Annotated in this window: 21 protein-coding genes, 1 tRNA gene and 1 pseudogene; 12 read left to right on the forward strand and 11 right to left on the reverse strand. The window is 61.5% G+C overall.

The genetic code is table 11. The features are described 5' to 3' along the window. Positions 1-372 precede the first annotated feature (372 nt). Together AC5FRW_RS17310 and AC5FRW_RS17315 are read left to right on the forward strand one after the other, a co-directional pair. Positions 373-630, forward strand: a complete 258-nt coding sequence (locus AC5FRW_RS17310) for a DUF5789 family protein (RefSeq protein WP_493569715.1) — start codon at positions 373-375, stop codon at positions 628-630. Positions 631-677: 47 nt separating this feature from the next. Further along, positions 678-753, forward strand: a tRNA-Cys gene (locus AC5FRW_RS17315). A 272-nt stretch (positions 754-1,025) separates the two neighbouring features. Here AC5FRW_RS17315 and gap read toward each other — a convergent pair. Next, positions 1,026-2,033, reverse strand: coding sequence for a type I glyceraldehyde-3-phosphate dehydrogenase (gene gap, locus AC5FRW_RS17320; RefSeq protein ID WP_493569716.1), 1,008 nt, complete (start codon positions 2,031-2,033; stop codon positions 1,026-1,028). A 228-nt stretch (positions 2,034-2,261) separates the two neighbouring features. On the opposite strand from gap, the gene AC5FRW_RS17325 reads away from it, so the two are divergent. Further along, positions 2,262-2,657 carry an Hsp20/alpha crystallin family protein gene (locus tag AC5FRW_RS17325; protein ID WP_493569717.1) on the forward strand — a complete coding sequence of 132 codons (396 nt, stop codon included), beginning with the start codon at positions 2,262-2,264 and terminating at the stop codon, positions 2,655-2,657. Positions 2,658-2,687: 30 nt separating this feature from the next. On the opposite strand, the gene AC5FRW_RS17330 is transcribed toward AC5FRW_RS17325, so the two are convergent. The 3 genes and pseudogenes from AC5FRW_RS17330 to rpl10e all read right to left on the reverse strand — a co-directional run. Beyond that, positions 2,688-3,551: an ATP-grasp domain-containing protein gene (locus tag AC5FRW_RS17330; RefSeq protein WP_493569718.1), complete on the reverse strand. Its 864-nt coding sequence runs from the start codon at positions 3,549-3,551 to the stop codon at positions 2,688-2,690. An 18-nt stretch (positions 3,552-3,569) separates the two neighbouring features. Then, positions 3,570-4,082, reverse strand: coding sequence for a hypothetical protein (locus AC5FRW_RS17335; RefSeq protein ID WP_493569719.1), 513 nt, complete (start codon positions 4,080-4,082; stop codon positions 3,570-3,572). A 187-nt stretch (positions 4,083-4,269) separates the two neighbouring features. Beyond that, a pseudogene (gene rpl10e / locus AC5FRW_RS17340) lies at positions 4,270-4,458 on the reverse strand (50S ribosomal protein L16); the annotation flags it as partial. Positions 4,459-5,009: 551 nt separating this feature from the next. Between rpl10e and AC5FRW_RS17345 the strand changes: the two are divergent. Continuing rightward, complete coding sequence (locus AC5FRW_RS17345) at positions 5,010-6,020, forward strand: hypothetical protein (protein WP_493569720.1); 1,011 nt, start codon at positions 5,010-5,012, stop codon at positions 6,018-6,020. 182 nt (positions 6,021-6,202) lie between these two features. Next, positions 6,203-6,733 carry a hypothetical protein gene (locus AC5FRW_RS17350; protein ID WP_493569721.1) on the forward strand — a complete coding sequence of 177 codons (531 nt, stop codon included), beginning with the start codon at positions 6,203-6,205 and terminating at the stop codon, positions 6,731-6,733. Between the two features lie 83 nt (positions 6,734-6,816). Here AC5FRW_RS17350 and AC5FRW_RS17355 read toward each other — a convergent pair whose 3' ends face one another. The 3 genes from AC5FRW_RS17355 to AC5FRW_RS17365 all read right to left on the reverse strand — a co-directional run bounded on the left by AC5FRW_RS17355 (position 6,817) and on the right by AC5FRW_RS17365 (position 8,426). Continuing rightward, the gene (locus AC5FRW_RS17355) at positions 6,817-7,347 is read right to left on the reverse strand and encodes a 50S ribosomal protein L16 (RefSeq protein WP_493569722.1); all 531 of its coding nucleotides are present in this window, start codon (positions 7,345-7,347) and stop codon (positions 6,817-6,819) included. A 119-nt stretch (positions 7,348-7,466) separates the two neighbouring features. Continuing rightward, entirely contained in the window at positions 7,467-7,724 is a 258-nt protein-coding gene (locus tag AC5FRW_RS17360; RefSeq protein WP_493569723.1) for a hypothetical protein, read from the reverse strand. Positions 7,725-7,748: 24 nt separating this feature from the next. Next, complete coding sequence (locus AC5FRW_RS17365; RefSeq protein ID WP_493569724.1) at positions 7,749-8,426, reverse strand: hypothetical protein; 678 nt, start codon at positions 8,424-8,426, stop codon at positions 7,749-7,751. Positions 8,427-8,556: 130 nt separating this feature from the next. On the opposite strand from AC5FRW_RS17365, the gene AC5FRW_RS17370 reads away from it, so the two are divergent. Both AC5FRW_RS17370 and AC5FRW_RS17375 read left to right on the forward strand, forming a co-directional pair. Further along, entirely contained in the window at positions 8,557-9,555 is a 999-nt protein-coding gene (locus AC5FRW_RS17370) for a glutathione S-transferase family protein (protein ID WP_493569725.1), read from the forward strand. A 79-nt stretch (positions 9,556-9,634) separates the two neighbouring features. Beyond that, on the forward strand, positions 9,635-9,817 hold the full coding sequence (locus AC5FRW_RS17375) for a hypothetical protein (protein ID WP_493569726.1): 183 nt from the start codon (positions 9,635-9,637) through the stop codon (positions 9,815-9,817). 2 nt (positions 9,818-9,819) lie between these two features. On the opposite strand, the gene AC5FRW_RS17380 is transcribed toward AC5FRW_RS17375, so the two are convergent. Continuing rightward, complete coding sequence (locus AC5FRW_RS17380; RefSeq protein ID WP_493569727.1) at positions 9,820-10,506, reverse strand: carbonic anhydrase; 687 nt, start codon at positions 10,504-10,506, stop codon at positions 9,820-9,822. 183 nt (positions 10,507-10,689) lie between these two features. Continuing rightward, positions 10,690-10,884 (reverse strand): cold-shock protein, encoded by a 195-nt coding sequence (locus AC5FRW_RS17385; RefSeq protein ID WP_018256778.1) that lies wholly within the window; start codon positions 10,882-10,884, stop codon positions 10,690-10,692. Positions 10,885-11,098: 214 nt separating this feature from the next. On the opposite strand from AC5FRW_RS17385, the gene AC5FRW_RS17390 reads away from it, so the two are divergent. The 3 genes from AC5FRW_RS17390 (at position 11,099) to AC5FRW_RS17400 (ending at position 13,573) form a co-directional block, all read left to right on the forward strand. Beyond that, positions 11,099-11,851, forward strand: a complete 753-nt coding sequence (locus AC5FRW_RS17390) for a DUF429 domain-containing protein (RefSeq protein ID WP_493569728.1) — start codon at positions 11,099-11,101, stop codon at positions 11,849-11,851. A 57-nt stretch (positions 11,852-11,908) separates the two neighbouring features. Next, on the forward strand, positions 11,909-12,283 hold the full coding sequence (locus AC5FRW_RS17395) for a truncated hemoglobin (RefSeq protein WP_493569729.1): 375 nt from the start codon (positions 11,909-11,911) through the stop codon (positions 12,281-12,283). Between the two features lie 75 nt (positions 12,284-12,358). Continuing rightward, positions 12,359-13,573 (forward strand): Gfo/Idh/MocA family protein, encoded by a 1,215-nt coding sequence (locus tag AC5FRW_RS17400; protein WP_493569730.1) that lies wholly within the window; start codon positions 12,359-12,361, stop codon positions 13,571-13,573. Between the two features lie 3 nt (positions 13,574-13,576). Here the strand turns inward: AC5FRW_RS17400 and AC5FRW_RS17405 are convergent, their stop codons facing one another. After that, the gene (locus AC5FRW_RS17405) at positions 13,577-13,873 is read right to left on the reverse strand and encodes a DUF7521 family protein (protein WP_493569731.1); all 297 of its coding nucleotides are present in this window, start codon (positions 13,871-13,873) and stop codon (positions 13,577-13,579) included. Further along, entirely contained in the window at positions 13,874-14,218 is a 345-nt protein-coding gene (locus tag AC5FRW_RS17410) for a helix-turn-helix domain-containing protein (protein WP_493569732.1), read from the reverse strand. It abuts the gene before it with no gap. Between the two features lie 105 nt (positions 14,219-14,323). Between AC5FRW_RS17410 and AC5FRW_RS17415 the strand changes: the two genes are divergently transcribed. Together AC5FRW_RS17415 and AC5FRW_RS17420 are read left to right on the forward strand one after the other, a co-directional pair. Beyond that, positions 14,324-15,190: a CPBP family glutamic-type intramembrane protease gene (locus tag AC5FRW_RS17415; protein ID WP_493569733.1), complete on the forward strand. Its 867-nt coding sequence runs from the start codon at positions 14,324-14,326 to the stop codon at positions 15,188-15,190. Then, a complete protein-coding gene (locus tag AC5FRW_RS17420) occupies positions 15,187-15,531 on the forward strand; it encodes a hypothetical protein (protein WP_493569734.1) in 345 nt (114 codons plus the stop codon). The genes AC5FRW_RS17415 and AC5FRW_RS17420 overlap by 4 nt, the downstream gene beginning before the upstream one ends. Positions 15,532-15,538: the final 7 nt, after the last annotated feature.

Here is a 15,538-nt window from a genome sequence, read left to right on the forward strand (position 1 = left end):
AAGATAAGCCTGCCTGCGTTTCGGTGAGTACTGGGGTGTGCGAACCCCTGGGAAACTCGATTCGCCGCCTGCCCATTCATACTTTAAAGCCCGCAGCCACGGTGGCTGCGGGCTTTTTTCATGTCGTGGATTGCCCACTGCGGTCCTCGTGATCGTGGGGCAATCGGCGACGAACTCATCTTCAGCCATCGATCAGTGGGAACGCTGGTCGGTGGCTGTTCGCACTTCTCTGCGAGTGGTGACTGAGAGTGGATGGTGTGACTGCTGTCCCGACACACTCTACGGTGTGGGCCGTTTCGGAGTCCTGCTGGGGGATGCTTTCGATGGAGTGGGCTGTGCATAACTAACTGACAGTCTCGCGAAGGGCGTTCCATGTCGCGACGAGTGAAACTCAACGAGTTAGGTGAGTACTTCGGTGAGCTGGAGTATCCGGTTGGACGCAAGCGACTTGCAGACGAGTTCGACGATGTCGTGCTGGTCTATGCAGATGGGCAGGAGTCGTTACCAGCGGTGCTGGAGCGGATCGACGACGAGGAGTTCGAGTCGACGGACGATTTTACGACGGTCTTGATGAACGCGCTGCCTGTCGAAGCGGTCGGTGAACCGGGGCAATCCGAAGGCGAGGGGTAATCCGAGACCGCTACGCTTAAGCGAATTACCCCGTTAGCTGCAACTGCGCCAAGGTGGCAGAGTCCGGCCTAACGCAGCGGCCTGCAGAGCCGCCCATCGTCGGTTCAAATCCGACCCTTGGCTTCTTTCTCGCGAACGATATCGTGAGCGGCGAGGATTCGCTGGACGGATTCGAACGCGTGAGCTTGGGTACAACGAACAGGGTCAGCCGTGTCGGAGACCAGACGGGTTCGGGGACTGGTGGCTGCCGACCGGGGGGATTCGAAGCGAGCGTGACGCGGTGCTGTGTCTGATTCTCGACTGGCGGATGACGTGTCAGCGAAGGGTAGGTTAGCGGCAGCGCCTGAGCGTGTATTGGATCGCCTGTGGGGTCGAAAGCGAATCGAGTGGGGGCGTTATTCGTCGATGTACGCGGCGAGATCCAGCATCCGGTTGGCGAAGCCAAACTCGTTGTCGTACCAGGTCAGAACTTTGACGAGACCGTTGACGATGTTGGTGTTTTCGAGGTCGACCAGCGTCGAGTAAGGCTGGCCGAGTACGTCACGGGAGACGATGGGGTCGTGGCTGACGCCCAGCACGCCTTCGAGTTCGCCGTCGGCGGCGGCTTCGAACGCGGCGTTGATGTCGGTCTCGGTGGCGTCGTCTTCGAGCGTGAAGACGAACTCGGTGATCGAGCCAGCGGGGACGGGGACGCGCATCGCCATGCCGTCGATTTTCCCATCGAGGTCGGGCAGGACTTCGGTGGCGGCCTGTGCGGCACCGGTCGTCGTCGGAATGATGTTTTCGGCGGCGGCGCGGCGGCGGCGCGGTTTGCTGTTGGGGCCGTCGACGAGGTTCTGGGTACCGGTGTAGGCGTGGACGGTCGTTAGCTGGCCGGATTCGATGCCGAACTCCTCGTTGAGGACTTTCGCGACGGGCGTGATGGAGTTGGTCGTACAGGAAGCGTTCGAGACGATGTCTTCGCCGTCGTATTCGTCGTGGTTGACGCCGTAGACGAGCTGTTTGACGGGTGTGTCGCCCTTCGGCGGTGCAGAGATGACGACCTTGTCTGCGCCGGCGTCGAGGTGCTGGCTTGCGTCCTCGTGGCTGCGGAAGATGCCGGTCGCTTCGAAGGCGACGTCGACGTCCAGTTCTGTCCAGGGAAGCTGTGTGGGATCGGTCTCGTGGAAGACGCCCGCTTCGAAATCGGTACCGTCGACGGTGAGCGTCCCGTCGTCGAGGCTGGCACCGTCGAGTCGGCCCATAACGGAGTCGTACTTGGCGAGATATTCGATCTCTTCGTCTTCCATAACGTCGTTGATACCGACGACCTCGATAGCATCGCTGTCGAGCGATGCGCGGAACACGTTTCGACCGATACGGCCGAACCCATTGAGACCGACGCGGACAGTGTCGTTACTCATAGTGGCTAGCCCGTCTACAGTGAGTAAATGGCTTTCGAAGTGGTTGAGGGTTCGATACGGAACGTCCCTATTGTGAATTGATCTCACAATATGGGAACTGTTCGTGGCGGTTGTGCGAGTCGTCGTTCGAACGTTCTCTCTCACTATCGGATGACCGACTCAAACGGTCGTGGCGATGGGGGCGGTGGCCGAAGGTTTATTCCCCAACGTCGCCCAATATCTGGTAGGATGAGACGCGACGACCGAGACGACCCCTTCGACGAGTTCTTCCGCGAGCTAGAGCGGATGATGAACGACGTGATGGGACCGGAGGGAGATGTCCATATCGAACAGGGTGGCGGCGGTGGCACGGGAGGCACAGAGATGCATCTCGACGTTCACGAGACGGACGATCAGCTCAGGGTCGTCGCCGACGTGCCGGGCGTCGACAAGGAGGATATCGATCTGAAGTGTGATGGCAAGGTGCTGACGATCCAGGCGATGGGGACACATCGAGACTACGACGACCAGCTTTCGCTCCCGGCACGGGTCGACGAACACTCCGCGAACGCGACGTACAACAACGGTATCCTCGAGGTCACGTTCGACCGCGCCGAGGATGCAAGCGACATCAGTCTCGACTGATCACGACTCCGTCCGGCCGTTCTACGGTTTCTATCGACGTGCTGTCTTCTCGATGAGCCTCGCGAGCTCGTCCCAGAATCCGTCTTCGTACTTCGCCGCTCGGTCGATTGTGGGCCGGGCGTTGGTCTCGTTGACGACGGTGCGGTCGTCGGTGACGAGCAGGTCCACACCGAGATAGTCGATGTCGAGTGCCGTGGCGGCGCGCTCGACCAGTTCGCGGTGTTCGTCGTTGAGCGAGACGCCGGTGGCCTCGGCCCCGCGGTGGACGTTGTGCTTCCACTGACCGCTCGCGAGTGCGGCTTCCGGCAGCCGTCGCTCGACAGCGCCGACGTATTCCCCGTCGACGACCATCGCGCGGTAGTCGCGTGCGTCGGGGAGAAACTCCTGGACGAGGAAGGACTGGTCGCCGGTCGCGCGGTAGTCGTGGACCAGATCGAGGTAGTCACAGACGCCCAGAAACGAGTCGAGATCGTGGGCCTTCGCGATGCCGACGCCCCGTGTCGTCGCGTTGGGTTTGACCACTACGGGTGGATCGAACCGCTGGAACGTCTCGACGAGTGAGGATTCGTCGACGGGGTTCGAGACGACGACGCTCTGGGCTGTCGGAACGGCTGCGCTCGCGAGGCGAGCGAGCGCTTCGCCCTTGTGTCGCGAGCGGAGGATCGCCTCGCGGTCGTTGACCCACGGCACCCCAAGCAGTGCGTCGGTGACCCCGCCCTCGGCGAGGCGAGGGGGGAAGACGAATCCCACGTCGTAGTCCTCGAAGGGGTCGTCACCGATCGCGAGTGTCCGCTCGTCGGTTTGGACGTGTCCGACTTCGATTCCGCGCTCGGCCAGTGGGTCGCGCATTCGCTCGTAGGTCTCGGCCTTCGTCGGGACCGCCAGCCTGCGCATATGCTCCGTTAGGTGGACTCACACAAATGTCGTCCGCTCCGCTGTTTCGCGGTCGAGTTGGCTGAATACGATGCCGAGGATGCTCCCGTACACGACGTGCCAGGTCAGCACTGAGAGTGTCACGTTCGGGATCGGTCGTGAGACACCAGCGCCGACCACGTCGAGCCAGATGGGCATGATGATCCCGGCCCCGGCGATTGCGAGGACGAGACCGTAGACGATGCCGGCGACGGCCGTCTTCCAGCGCCACTGGCTGAGGCCGTACAGTCCTGGGTCCGAGAGGACGATGGCGAAGACGATGCCGAACAGCGTTCCGTGGACGAGGTGGATCAGGACGCCAGCGACGAGGTTCCCTTCGAGGAGGTACAGCCCTGCGATGGCGTCCCGGAGCAGTGCGAGGTTACCGAGACTGATCACGAGAGCCATCACGCCGGCGGCGACGAACCCCGCAGTGGCACCCGCACGCCACGCCACACGGGACTGGAACTGGAGCGGGACGACGATCGTCCGATTGCGAGGTTCCGAGGCCATGCTGCGATGTCATCACACTCCAGCGCCAAAAGCCGCGAGCATGGTTCACTCGCGGACGACACGGTAAGGTCGGCCAATGTCCAGCAGTCTCGGTTGACGACCATACAGTGCTGTGGCTGCCACAATGTCGGAGAACGGCAGTTTCTCGCCGTGTGCTGTCGACGCCGAGAACGGATTGCTGATCGGCTTACGCGATCAGCAGCTCTTCGCCGCGCTCGACCTTGATCCGGCACGGCGGGGTGATCTTGTTGTAGGCACGGCGGAACGCTTCCTTGACCTCGACGGCCTGATCCACGTCACAGTAGGCGGTAAAGAGGCGCTCGCCGGCTTGGACGCGCGCGGCGGTGCCGACGATCTTCCCGAAGGCCTGGCGTATCTCGAAGCAAGTGAGGTTACTTCTCCTTTCATATTTTAGAAGACACAATTATATGATATCAAGGCAAGAAATAAGAGAATATTGCCTAGGTAAAAGAGTTAAATAATAATCCAATCTGACTGGGAGGTATATCGGACAAAAGTGATAACGACGCGGATGCTCGAAGAAAAAATAGCACGCCTAAATCAGGCGTATCTGATAAAAATAAGCAGTCTAGACGGCTAAAACATAAGCTCTCTAGCTCTCCGCGTCGGAAGTTCATTAAAATACTATCAGGACTTGGATTCACATCGTCTCTCATTCAGGGATTATCAAAAGATGCGATCGCAGATGCCTCGGGAAATCCAAAAAGAGAGGTCCCATATACAGCAGGATACTTTGCGGAAAATCCGAGTAATTTGGGTATCGAAGGAGAATCCGCGGAAATCACTCCTCAATCTAATACAATGTCGAGGGACCGATGGCTTAGAATTGAGGCAACCAAACGAGCTGCTTCAAACCTCCAGGAGATGCTTCGGCAAAATATGGGGGTTTCTGGCATCTCTGTCGGTGTGTCGACTGAACAGAGTGGCAGTGGGTCCGAAAAACGCGTAGTTGTATTGAATCCTGAAGTTGATGGGGGTTCTATTCAAGAAAACCAAACGCAGGGGCAACAAACCCCCTCTCAAGTTCATAATCGAGAGATTGAAAGAGTTCTCCCCTCTCAAGCTTCGGCGAGCGTTGGATCAAATTCACACGAGGAAACCTTCGAGAATATCCCAGTTGAAGTTAGCAGTGTCTCTGTCCAACCAACTGGTATTAATAATCGCAATCGTCCACTCCCTGGAGGATGTGCGATTGAAGGCTATTTCCCAAGTAATTACTCCTGTTCAGAAGGTGTTATTGATGGAAGTACTGCTCAGCCTGTATACAATCCTGATGCTCCGGGTGGTGGTGCCTATGAAATCTTAACTGCCGGCCATGTTCTCCACCCACGTGGGAGTGGGTGCTATTCCGACACTGTTCAGTCAGTGCACCAGCCAAGTTATGAGAATGTAGTTGGTGATCCAAACATTATCAAGCGTAATCTATCATGGGAAGAACGAGATATCGACGATGATGGAACTGACGAAAGATATCTCAAAGCTGTAGATTACGACTATGGTACGGTCAATATCGGCCCTGATGTTGATTACAGGATAGCTGGAGGTGGGACGTTTGGCCCAGACCCACTGGATCTGCAAGGTTATCGCTCTTTATATTATATTGGAGATGTTGAAGATAGCGGTGACCAAATCAAACGCCAGGGGCAAGCAACTGGTCGAAATGCCGGTGAGGTCTTGTATGTTGACTTTAATAATGACTGGATGGCAACTAACATCACTGCAAACAGCGGAGATTCAGGTGGTCCGTTCTTCGAGCAATACGACACATTTGGTGAATATGATAAAGCAGCTGCGACGATGGGTATTACTAGCGTAAAGTTTACACTGGATGATGGAACGTTTACTAGTAGTACTGGTTCTGGAGGAAGTGTAATCGGTGGTGTCATGGCTGACGCGGGTGTGCAATTTGATAACTGAACCTTCCAATCATGAACAGGCGAGACTACCTGTCGGTCGTTGGTGCCTGCACGTCACTGGGTGGGTGCCTCGGCATGGCTGACAGTCCAAACAGAGATCCGCACACGGGTGGATTACCTGCTGCGATCAGCGTTGGGTCAATTTCCATGTCGGGCGTCTCTGGGGCGGAACTGTCTGTCGATATGCGGTCAGAGACTGCGAATTCCGACGGGCCAGCGGCGTTCGAAGTAACGCTGCGCAACACCAGATCGAGCGATCTGTATCTCTCCTCGACCGTCGGTCCTCGCCCACTGATGCCTGCCACGGAAAGCGACCACCTCGAACCGGGACTCGCGTTCCCGCGTGTGACGACGCCGCCTGACGAACGAACCGACACACCCGACACAGGTGCTGCAACCGATGACGATGGTGGGACGCTCGCTTGTCATCCCGAGACGGGACTGGCAAACCAGCAACTCCCCGAAAGCGGTTGCTGGCGGTGTCTCCACCCGACCGAGACTGGCATCACGACTCGAACCGTCGTCACAGTCCCGGCTGGCCAGTCTCTCACCCGTCACTATGAGGCGTGGGGTCATCAGGAGAACGCGAACGCGTGTCTTCCACGTGGGAGGTACGATGTCACCAACCGGTGTTTCGCGTCGACCGAGCGCGCGAACCCGAAGGCGAATTCGTTCGACTGGCATGCCTCGTTCAGCGTCAGCAGTCCCGAGTGAACGAGCGAGAAGATCCAGCTACTATCGGTACTCAGAAGCGCTCCGCTCCTCCCGGGAGCACGCCGAGAAAACGCTCGCCCGGCTTACGAGATCAGCAGCTCTTCGCCGCGTTCGACCTTGATGCGGCACGGCGGCGTGATCTTGTTGTACGCGCGGCGGAACGCTTCCTTGACCTCGACGGCCTGGTCCACGTCGCAGTACGCGGTGAAGAGGCGCTCGCCGGCCTGAACGCGGGCGGCGGTGCCGACGATCTTCCCGAAGGCCTGGCGCATCCCGTCGGAGACACGGTCGGCTCCGGCACCGGTCGCCTGCTTGTTCTCGCGCAGGACCTGGTGGGGGAACTTCCGCAGCGTCATCTTGTAGTTGCCCTCGCCGAACTGCTTGATGAGGTGGCGGTTCGCAGAGAGGCGGGAGGCCTCCAGCGAGCCGTGTCGAAGCTGACACTCCTCTTCGACGATCAGGGAGATCTGGACCGGGTAGTCCTCGGCGTCTGCGTTCTTGTCGCCCATCTGGTGCTGTGCGATCTTGGAACCGGGGATGCCCGTGATGTACTCACGGCGCGTGTACGACGGCTTGTCGATTTTCCGGTACATCGAGGCTGGCTTGTCCGACATAGATACTCTTGCAGGATACGAGGCCGAGCGTCGGTATTAAGGCTTCGAACTCCGTCCGCGTCCGTGTGTGAGTGTTACATGGCCCTGTCGAGTGTCCACGGCGGACCGTGGCCGGGCGGTCACTCGGTCGCGATTGCGAGCTGCTCGGCGTACGATTCGAGTGTGGCTTCGAGTTGGTCCGGGGGTACGTCCCGGACTGACGAGAGGATGAGCGCTTCGAGACCGGCTTCGAACTCGTCTGTGGAATCGAGTGTCGGCGTCGCGGTGGGTGCGTCCAACTCACCGTCGCGTGTCCGACGGATCGCTTCGCCGAAACCGTAGCCCGATCCATGGCTGTTCCCGGGGAGTTTGATCTTGAGTTCTGTGGGGTTCGACATGTGCACCACGTGGGTGGCTGACTCCTATGTATTATCCTCCTTTCTTTGGAGTAGGGGTGGGATTCCACTCGCGAGCGTGATGATCCCGAGCAGAAACCCCACGGCTGGAAACACGACCGAGTTCGCACCGCCGAAAAACGCATACAGGATTCCCAGCGAAAACATCGATAGCTGGTAGACAAAGAGCAGTGCAGATATCGCGAGGACGAGCGCTTTGTATCGGTTGACGTGGTAGTTCGTGGTGATCCGGTCGCCGTACGCGCCAGTCAGCCAGTTGTAAAACTCGACCTGATCGTCGACTGGGAGGTCGCCGTCCGAATCGTCGTATGCCGCGAGTGGATCCTGATTGTCGGCCGCGAAGTCCCGTAACGCCTCGCCACCGATGCCGATCACCTGACGGAACGGACGCACGGAGATGGCGTACGTCCCGAGCGAGACCAACAGGAGCGTCACGCCGGCGAGGGTGTAGGGGTTGATGAACGGGCCGACGACGAACTCCTCGGAGCCGACGGCGAACGTGAGGGCACTGAGGAAGAGACCCAGGATCGCCGCGTTCATCTTGAGTAGGCTTTCGGATGCGGTTTGATTCCGCTCGAAGAGAGTGTACTGTCGCGTGACTGATTGCTGGCCCTCTTCGATACAGCGTTCGTAGATGTCGATCCACACCGCACCGCCATCGTCCGCCTCCTGATCCGAAGACATGTGCCCACGCACACGCCGGGGCGTCGGTTGGTTATAGACTGCCTATCCGGTCCCCTGACACGCCGGTCTCGCCAGGTGACATCGACCGTACTACCGTTCTTTTGCCCTTCGAGGGACTAGCACGTACTGTATGAACATGCTCGTCGAGGGCGAGTGGCGGACAGATACGTACCAGACGACCAACGAAGACGGCGAGTTCGATCGAGGGACGACGGCGTTCCGTGATCGCATCGAGGACGATCCAGACGCCCGCTTCCAGCCAGAAGCGGGGCGGTACCACCTCTACGTTTCGTACGCCTGTCCGTGGGCACACCGGACGCTGCTCGTCCGGGCGCTCAAGGGACTCGAAGACGCCATCTCGGTGGATATCGTCGACCCGTTCCGGGACGAGGACGGCTGGCAGTTCACACCGGCGAAGGCGGGGTGTACCGAGGACACGGTCAACGATAGCGACTATCTGCGAGAGGTGTACCTGCAGGCAGACCCGGAGGCGACGGGTCGGGTGACCGTGCCGGTCCTGTGGGACAAACAGGAGGAGACCATCGTCAACAACGAGTCCAGGGAGATCCTGCGGGTGCTCGACATGGAGTTCGATTCGGTGGCGACGCGTGACGTAGACCTCTACCCCGAGGGGTATCGCGACGAGGTCGACCGGATCATCGACGCCATCTACGAGCCGATCAACAACGGCGTCTACCGCACTGGCTTTGCCGACAGCCAGTCGGCCTACGACGAGGCCGTCGCGGAGCTGTTCGACGCCCTCGATCACTGGGACGGGGTACTGGCCGACCAGCGGTATCTCGCTGGTGATCGCCTGACGGAAGCGGACATCTGCATGTTCACGACGCTGGTGCGTTTCGACGAGGTGTACCACACCCACTTCATGTGCAACCGTCGACTGATCGAGCAGTACGACAACCTCTGGCCGTACCTGCGTGATCTCTATCAGACGCCGGGTGTGCGTGAAACAGTAAACATGGACCACATCAAGGAACACTACTACACGACCCATCCCGACGTAAGTCCGAAGCGAATCGTTCCGACGGGACCGAACCCGGACTTCGAGGCGGCCCACGACCGCGACGAACTGCCGGGTGGACCGCCGGAAGGGCTGTTCGAACGGGTCTGAGGATCGGTCGAGAATCGGTCGTCGGCCGGAACCGTGACCACCGATAGTATCAGGTAGATAGACACACTCAGTGGTGGGCATGGAAGACGAAGCGTGGCGTTCGGTCGACATCATCAAGAACAAGAAGGGAGAACCGCACGTCCTCCAGCAGAAGGTGAAGGTGCTGACCGCCGGTGTCTCCGAGGAATCGGCGGGCTACACGAAGCCGATGGTCGAGCACCGACTCGTGCCCCTCGCCGAACTCACCAAGTTCTCCGCCTGAGATCAGGCCGTCAGCCGTTTCGCGTGTGCCCGGTACTTTTCGGCGAGGCGCTGTCGGATCGTATCCGTGTCCGTCTCGCCGTCGTCGTTGATGAAGTACGTCCGGCCGCGTGGCCCGCCGTACGTGCCGTGGAGGTCGTAGACGAAGCCGTAGACGGACACGTCTTCGGGAATCTCGTCGGACGCTTTCAGGAAGGCGACCTGCTGGTCGACGTTGTACTCGACGAGGCGGTTGACGACCGCTTCGTCGTCACCGTCGGTGGCGACCGCGTCCAGTCCGTCTTCGACGACCGGTTCGAGCGTCTCGACCCACTTCTGGATGCCCACCGGGTGGTCGCCGTCGCCCGTGACGCGCTGATAGGCCGCCGTCACCGCCCCACAGCCGGTGTGGCCGACGACGACGACGGTCTCGGTGCCGGTGTACTCGACGGGGTACAGGAGGTTACCGTTGACGACGCGCTCACCGTCGACGCGGTCCCACGCCTGATTCCCGATGTTGCTCGGGGTAAAGAGCCAGCCCGGTTCGTCGACGTCGAACATCCCCTCCTGTGAGACGCGTGAGTCCGCACAGCACATAGAGACGGCCGCGGGGTACTGGCCGTCTTGCACGTCGTCGAAGAAATCGTCGGGGCGACTCTCGACGTGATCGTCGTTCCCCGCCAGCAGAGCTGTGAGCGTGTCGTCGGCCATGTCCGTGCACTCTCGCGACTCGTTCTTAAGCCCAACTCTTCGCGCCCACGCTGTCGGTCGTCAGTTCTGACCGGCAGTGCTGGCGCTCGTCGGTGTGATAGAAACGAAAATTGCCGGAGAAGCGCAGAACGGCGATTACGGCCGAACGCGTATCTCCGAGACCGCTGACGTTCGATGACCGACTTACAGTCGGGTGACGTTCGTCGCGCGGGGGCCTTTGTCGGCCTGTTCGATGTCGAATTCGATCTCTTGGCCTTCCTCGAGGTCCGGACCGCCCACGTCTTCCATGTGGAAGAACACGTCGTCGTCAGCGTCCTCAGTTTCGATAAAGCCGTAACCGCCCGTGTCGTTGAAGAAATCAACAGTACCGGTTGCCATTGCGACTAAAGGAATGAGAGGGGGACGGATAATACTTCCGAGAGATGGCTTACCACGGACCACGGCCCCGAAATCGTCCGGCTTTCGTCGGCCAGTACGCCCGCCCGCTAACGGTTTTCCCGCCGCTCGACACGCGACAATCCACCTATATGATATATCCTCTCTGTGACGGTTCGCGCAGGGTATTTTTATTGGTCCGTCGCCACGTACGCACATGGCAGATGGAGGCCTCTGGGTCGGGGCACACGTTCGCGACGGCACGTGGGTTGCGGTGGCGTTCGACCGGTCTGGGTTCGACCACGCGGCGACGTTCGACGGGATCGGCGACCTCTGGTTTCGCTACGAAGACGACGCCGAGACGATCCTCGTCGACGTGCCCATCGGGCTTGTCGAGGAGGCAGACGGTGATCGCGAGTGTGACGCCCTCGCGCGCACTATCGTCGGTCCCCGGGCCGAGGCGATCGTCGCCCCGCCCGCTCGTGAGGCGCTTCGCAAGCGGCGCTATCCCGTCGCGACCAGAACGCACGAGCGCGCGACCGGACAGGATCTCTCTCGCCGGGCCTTCGAACTGAGCGAGACCATCGCGACGGTCGATCAGTTACTCCGGGAGTTCTCCGATGCGCGCGACCTCGTCGCCGCCGCCCATCCCGAGGTCGCCTTCTGTGCTTTCGCTGGCGAACGGATGGCCCACGACCGCGAGACGGCAGGGGGCTACGCGGAGCGACTGCGGACGCTGGCGTCGATCGACCGCGATGCACCGCCGGCCGTGCAGGCCGCCGCCGAGGCGATGGGGGGCGCGCCGGTCGCCGTCGCCGACGTACTCGACGCGATGGTGCTTGCCTACACTGCGTTGCCACACGATGGGACGCTCCGCTCGCTCCCGCCCCAGCCACCGCTCGACGCCAACGGGCTACCGATGCAGATCGTCTACCGGGCCGACGAACCGCTGGTCGAGCCGACGGCGTGACCGGTGACATTCGCGCCGACGGACACCGTTTTGGTCGCCGATGTTTGAGTGTGGGATATGTCGGAGGAGACACTGTACGATCGACTCGGCGAGCGCGACGGCATCCGGGCCGTCGTCGACGACTTCTACGACCGACTGGTGGCCGACGACGACCTTGGTCACTTCTTCGCGGACGCGGACATGGCACTACTGCGTCGTACTCAGACCGACTTCCTCTGTGAGGCCGCCGGTGGTCCCGAGACCTACGACGCGACACCGGTCCGGGAAGCACACCTACACGTCCCGTTCGAACCCGAACACATCCAGCAGGCCGTTGCGCTACTGGAAGAGAGCCTCGACGCGTTCGACGTACCCGACGAGGACGCCGCGGCCGTGGTCGACGCCGTCGCGGCCTACGAGGCAGAGTTGCTGGCGACCCCCGACGACGAGTGACCCGTCTCGGTTCGAGACCGACGACCCACCGCCCGACCCTGAGCGTTTTTACTCGCTCGCTCACTGGCTACTCGTATGACCGACTCCTTCGGCATCGGCTTCGTCAGTGCCGGCTTCATCACGCGCGAGTCACACGCTCCGAGCGTCGGCTACCTTCCGGATGTCCACGTCGCGGGCATCCAGAACCGAACGCGAGAAACCGCCGCGGACCTCGCCGAGACCTGCCGCACGGAGGGATGGGGCGACCCGAGCGTCTACGACGAGGGGCGGGTCGCCGACCTCGTCGCTGACCCGGACGTGGACGGGCTGTGGGTCACCAGCCCGAACTTCACGCGCGTCGATGTCGTCGAAACCGTCGTCGAGGCGGTCGAAGACGGTGCCGAGCTACAGGGTATCGCGCTGGAAAAGCCGGTCGCGCGCAACCTCGCGGAAGCCACGCGCATCGTCGACCTGATCGAGGACGCCGGGATTCCGCATGCCTACCTCGAAAACTGGGCGCACGAACCGGACATCGACAAGCTCCGGGCGTTGCTGTGGGAACAGGGCCGCGATGCGGGACGGCCCTACATCGCCCGGTCGCAGGCCGAACACGGCGGCCCACACTCGGGGTGGTTCTGGGACGGCCAGAAGCAGGGCGGGGGCGCGCTGACGGACATGCTCTGTCACGCGCTTGCGGGTAACGACTTCCTGCTGTCGGACCCGGACGGCGAGGACACACTCGAACCGGTCTCGATCTCGGCGGACACGGAGACGGTCAAGTGGGCACAGGACGCGTACGCAGACCAGCTCGACGAGGACTTCGGCCTCGACTTTCGGGCGAACCCGGTCGACGACTACGCCCGGACGACCGTCCGCTACGAGGACGGCGATGGCAACACCGTCATCTCGGAGGCGACGGGATCGTGGTGTTACGTCGGCAGCGGGGTGCGACGGACGATCGAACTGCTCGGCCCGGAGTACTCGGGGCAGGTCCTCTCGGACGACTCGTCGTCGAGCGTCTTCTTCTCGGACGAACTGGGCGAGGGTGAGGGATGGGCCGAGAAACAGACCGCAACGAGCGGCCGGATGCCCATCGCCGCCGCCGACGTGGTCAAGAGCGGGTTCGTCGCGGAGAACCGCGACGCCGTCGCCGCCTTCCGCGAGGGTGAGAACGCGATGCTCGATCTGCACGACGGGGTACGAATCCTCCGTCTGTGCATGGCCGCGTACAAGGCCGCAGAGGAGGGCGCTGACGTGGACCTGCGCGAGGTCGATCTGAGCGACTACGTCGCGCCGCCCGCGCGGGAGTGACGCTCACGGATTCATCCGGAGCGCGTAGATGATACAGACGAGACCGACGAGTTCGAGCGTCTGGATGATCGCCTGTCCACCCGGACCCGACAGCCACGGGAACACCAGTGACAGTGCGACCACGGGGAGTGGTAACCCCAGAATGATGCCGAATCCGATCGCGAAGAACAGCATCGGTCGGCTGTCGTTGCGCCGGTACCCCCTGAACGACAGATAGGCGATGAACAGGCCCAGCGCCGCACCGACCAGTTCGTAGCCCTGTAACAGCAGCCCGACCGTCCCGAGTGGCTCTGTCGTCATCTATATCTCCTCCACGAACCGTGTGAGTCGGTCGGCCATGTTTTCACGGCGGTCAATCGAGAGCTCCAGTTCTCCGTCGACCAGCTCGACGGTCACGCTCCGAACGGTTGGCTCGTACACTGTCCGGTGGTGACCCCCTTCGGGGTCGAGCTGTGTCTGTCCGACGATCAGGTCGAACGCTTCGAGCTGTTCGAGCCGACGGTAAATCGTCGGCCCTGACGCGTCACACCGGCGTTCGAGAGTACTTGCTGACATGGGTTCCTGGCTGGTCTGCGTGAGGATCCGTCGTGCTGTCTCGTCTTCGAGTAGCCCCGCGACAGTCTCGATATCGGGGTCCTCGCTCACAGTAGTCTGTACGCACGAGGTGACTGTAAAAACCGCTTCGGTGCTTCAGCGCGTGAAGTACTGGTCGCGTTCATATGCACCCGGCAGACCGACTGTGACGCACGGATGTCAGACACACCGATCGTCGATCGACACCCGGTCGCATCGTTTTTCGCCCTCAGCTTTGCGTTCTCCTGGGGGCTGTGGATACCCGCTCTCGAGACACTCCAAGCGACGTTCGGCCGACTCGTCGTCGTCCCCGGTGCGTTCGGCCCGCTGGCCGCTGGCGTCGCTGTCACCTCCCTCCAAGGAAACTCCGTTCGCGTGTGGCTCCGCTCGATCCTCGACTGGCGGCGCTCGCCGCGAGCGTACCTCCGCGCCGGGGCTGTGCCGCTCGGGATCGGCGTCGTACTCACTGTCGCCGCCGTCTGGCTTGCCGGTGGGATCGCCGCTGCGATCGGTCCCGTCGTCGCCGTGTTCGCTATCAACATCGTCTTCACGACGCTGCTGGGTGGCGGACAAGAGGAGTTTGGCTGGCGCGGGTTCGCACTGCCGCGGCTGCAGGCCCGCTACGACGCCCTGACTGCGAGCATCGTCGTCGGGGTCGCTTGGGCGCTGTGGCACATGCCGATGTTCGTCTTTGGCGTCTACCAGCTCTCGCCGTTTCCCTACGCAGTCGGTGTCGTCGCTTTCTCGGTCGTGTTGACGTGGCTGTACAATACTTCCCGCGGCTGTGTTCCGGCGATGGTCCTCGCCCACGGCTTGTACAACGCGAGTGTCAACGTCGCGCCCGCACTCGTCGGCGGAAAGTCGGCGCTGCCGGTCTCTTTTGCTGTCCTGCTCGCAGCCGTCGTTTCGACACTGGCTCTCGGTCTCGTCTGGCGGTACGGTCGTGCCTCGCTGGCCCCCTGTCAGGTCTACACGCAGCCCCGAACAGGACTGTCGAGTCGAGACACCACCGACGCTGATCCGGCGGTCGCCAGTGGGCCATGACTGCTTCGGGCCGCGTCGTTCCCGAACTCACGTCGCTCGCACTGGTCCTCGCGACAGTCGCGTCGGGACTCCTGCTGGCTCCGTCGCTCCCGGAGACGATGATCGTCGGCTGGCATCTCGACGTCGCCGGCGAGGTTTCGGTCACCCGCGGACCGCGGCTGCTCGGCCTGACGGTGTTCCCCGCGCTGTCGGTCACGGCCTACCTCTGCCTGCGATCCGTCCGCCTCCTACTCGATGTGGAGAGTGCCATCCGTCCGCGGTACTACGAGACGCTCGTCCACCTCGTGCTTGGCTCGCTCGCCTTCGGGCAGGCGTGGCTGTTGACGGTGAACCTTCAGTAACGCCGCC

It is taken from the genome of Halomicrobium sp. HArcht3-1, from assembly GCF_058933345.1.

What these genes read in the sequence shown, in the direction of transcription:
- AC5FRW_RS17355 (WP_493569722.1), bottom strand. Translation starts at nt 7,347, where the DNA reads ATGTCGGACAAGCCAGCCTCGATGTACCGGAAAATCGACAAGCCGTCG.
- AC5FRW_RS17310 (WP_493569715.1), top strand. Translation starts at nt 373, where the DNA reads ATGTCGCGACGAGTGAAACTCAACGAGTTAGGTGAGTACTTCGGTGAG.
- AC5FRW_RS17395 (WP_493569729.1), top strand. Translation starts at nt 11,909, where the DNA reads ATGTCGGAGGAGACACTGTACGATCGACTCGGCGAGCGCGACGGCATC.
- AC5FRW_RS17380 (WP_493569727.1), bottom strand. Translation starts at nt 10,506, where the DNA reads ATGGCCGACGACACGCTCACAGCTCTGCTGGCGGGGAACGACGATCAC.
- AC5FRW_RS17370 (WP_493569725.1), top strand. Translation starts at nt 8,557, where the DNA reads ATGAACATGCTCGTCGAGGGCGAGTGGCGGACAGATACGTACCAGACG.
- AC5FRW_RS17400 (WP_493569730.1), top strand. Translation starts at nt 12,359, where the DNA reads ATGACCGACTCCTTCGGCATCGGCTTCGTCAGTGCCGGCTTCATCACG.
- AC5FRW_RS17375 (WP_493569726.1), top strand. Translation starts at nt 9,635, where the DNA reads ATGGAAGACGAAGCGTGGCGTTCGGTCGACATCATCAAGAACAAGAAG.
- AC5FRW_RS17350 (WP_493569721.1), top strand. Translation starts at nt 6,203, where the DNA reads ATGCGGTCAGAGACTGCGAATTCCGACGGGCCAGCGGCGTTCGAAGTA.
- AC5FRW_RS17405 (WP_493569731.1), bottom strand. Translation starts at nt 13,873, where the DNA reads ATGACGACAGAGCCACTCGGGACGGTCGGGCTGCTGTTACAGGGCTAC.
- gap (WP_493569716.1), bottom strand. Translation starts at nt 2,033, where the DNA reads ATGAGTAACGACACTGTCCGCGTCGGTCTCAATGGGTTCGGCCGTATC.
- AC5FRW_RS17365 (WP_493569724.1), bottom strand. Translation starts at nt 8,426, where the DNA reads ATGTCTTCGGATCAGGAGGCGGACGATGGCGGTGCGGTGTGGATCGAC.
- AC5FRW_RS17415 (WP_493569733.1), top strand. Translation starts at nt 14,324, where the DNA reads ATGTCAGACACACCGATCGTCGATCGACACCCGGTCGCATCGTTTTTC.
- AC5FRW_RS17325 (WP_493569717.1), top strand. Translation starts at nt 2,262, where the DNA reads ATGAGACGCGACGACCGAGACGACCCCTTCGACGAGTTCTTCCGCGAG.
- AC5FRW_RS17360 (WP_493569723.1), bottom strand. Translation starts at nt 7,724, where the DNA reads ATGTCGAACCCCACAGAACTCAAGATCAAACTCCCCGGGAACAGCCAT.
- AC5FRW_RS17335 (WP_493569719.1), bottom strand. Translation starts at nt 4,082, where the DNA reads ATGGCCTCGGAACCTCGCAATCGGACGATCGTCGTCCCGCTCCAGTTC.
- AC5FRW_RS17330 (WP_493569718.1), bottom strand. Translation starts at nt 3,551, where the DNA reads ATGCGCAGGCTGGCGGTCCCGACGAAGGCCGAGACCTACGAGCGAATG.
- AC5FRW_RS17390 (WP_493569728.1), top strand. Translation starts at nt 11,099, where the DNA reads ATGGCAGATGGAGGCCTCTGGGTCGGGGCACACGTTCGCGACGGCACG.
- AC5FRW_RS17385 (WP_018256778.1), bottom strand. Translation starts at nt 10,884, where the DNA reads ATGGCAACCGGTACTGTTGATTTCTTCAACGACACGGGCGGTTACGGC.
- AC5FRW_RS17420 (WP_493569734.1), top strand. Translation starts at nt 15,187, where the DNA reads ATGACTGCTTCGGGCCGCGTCGTTCCCGAACTCACGTCGCTCGCACTG.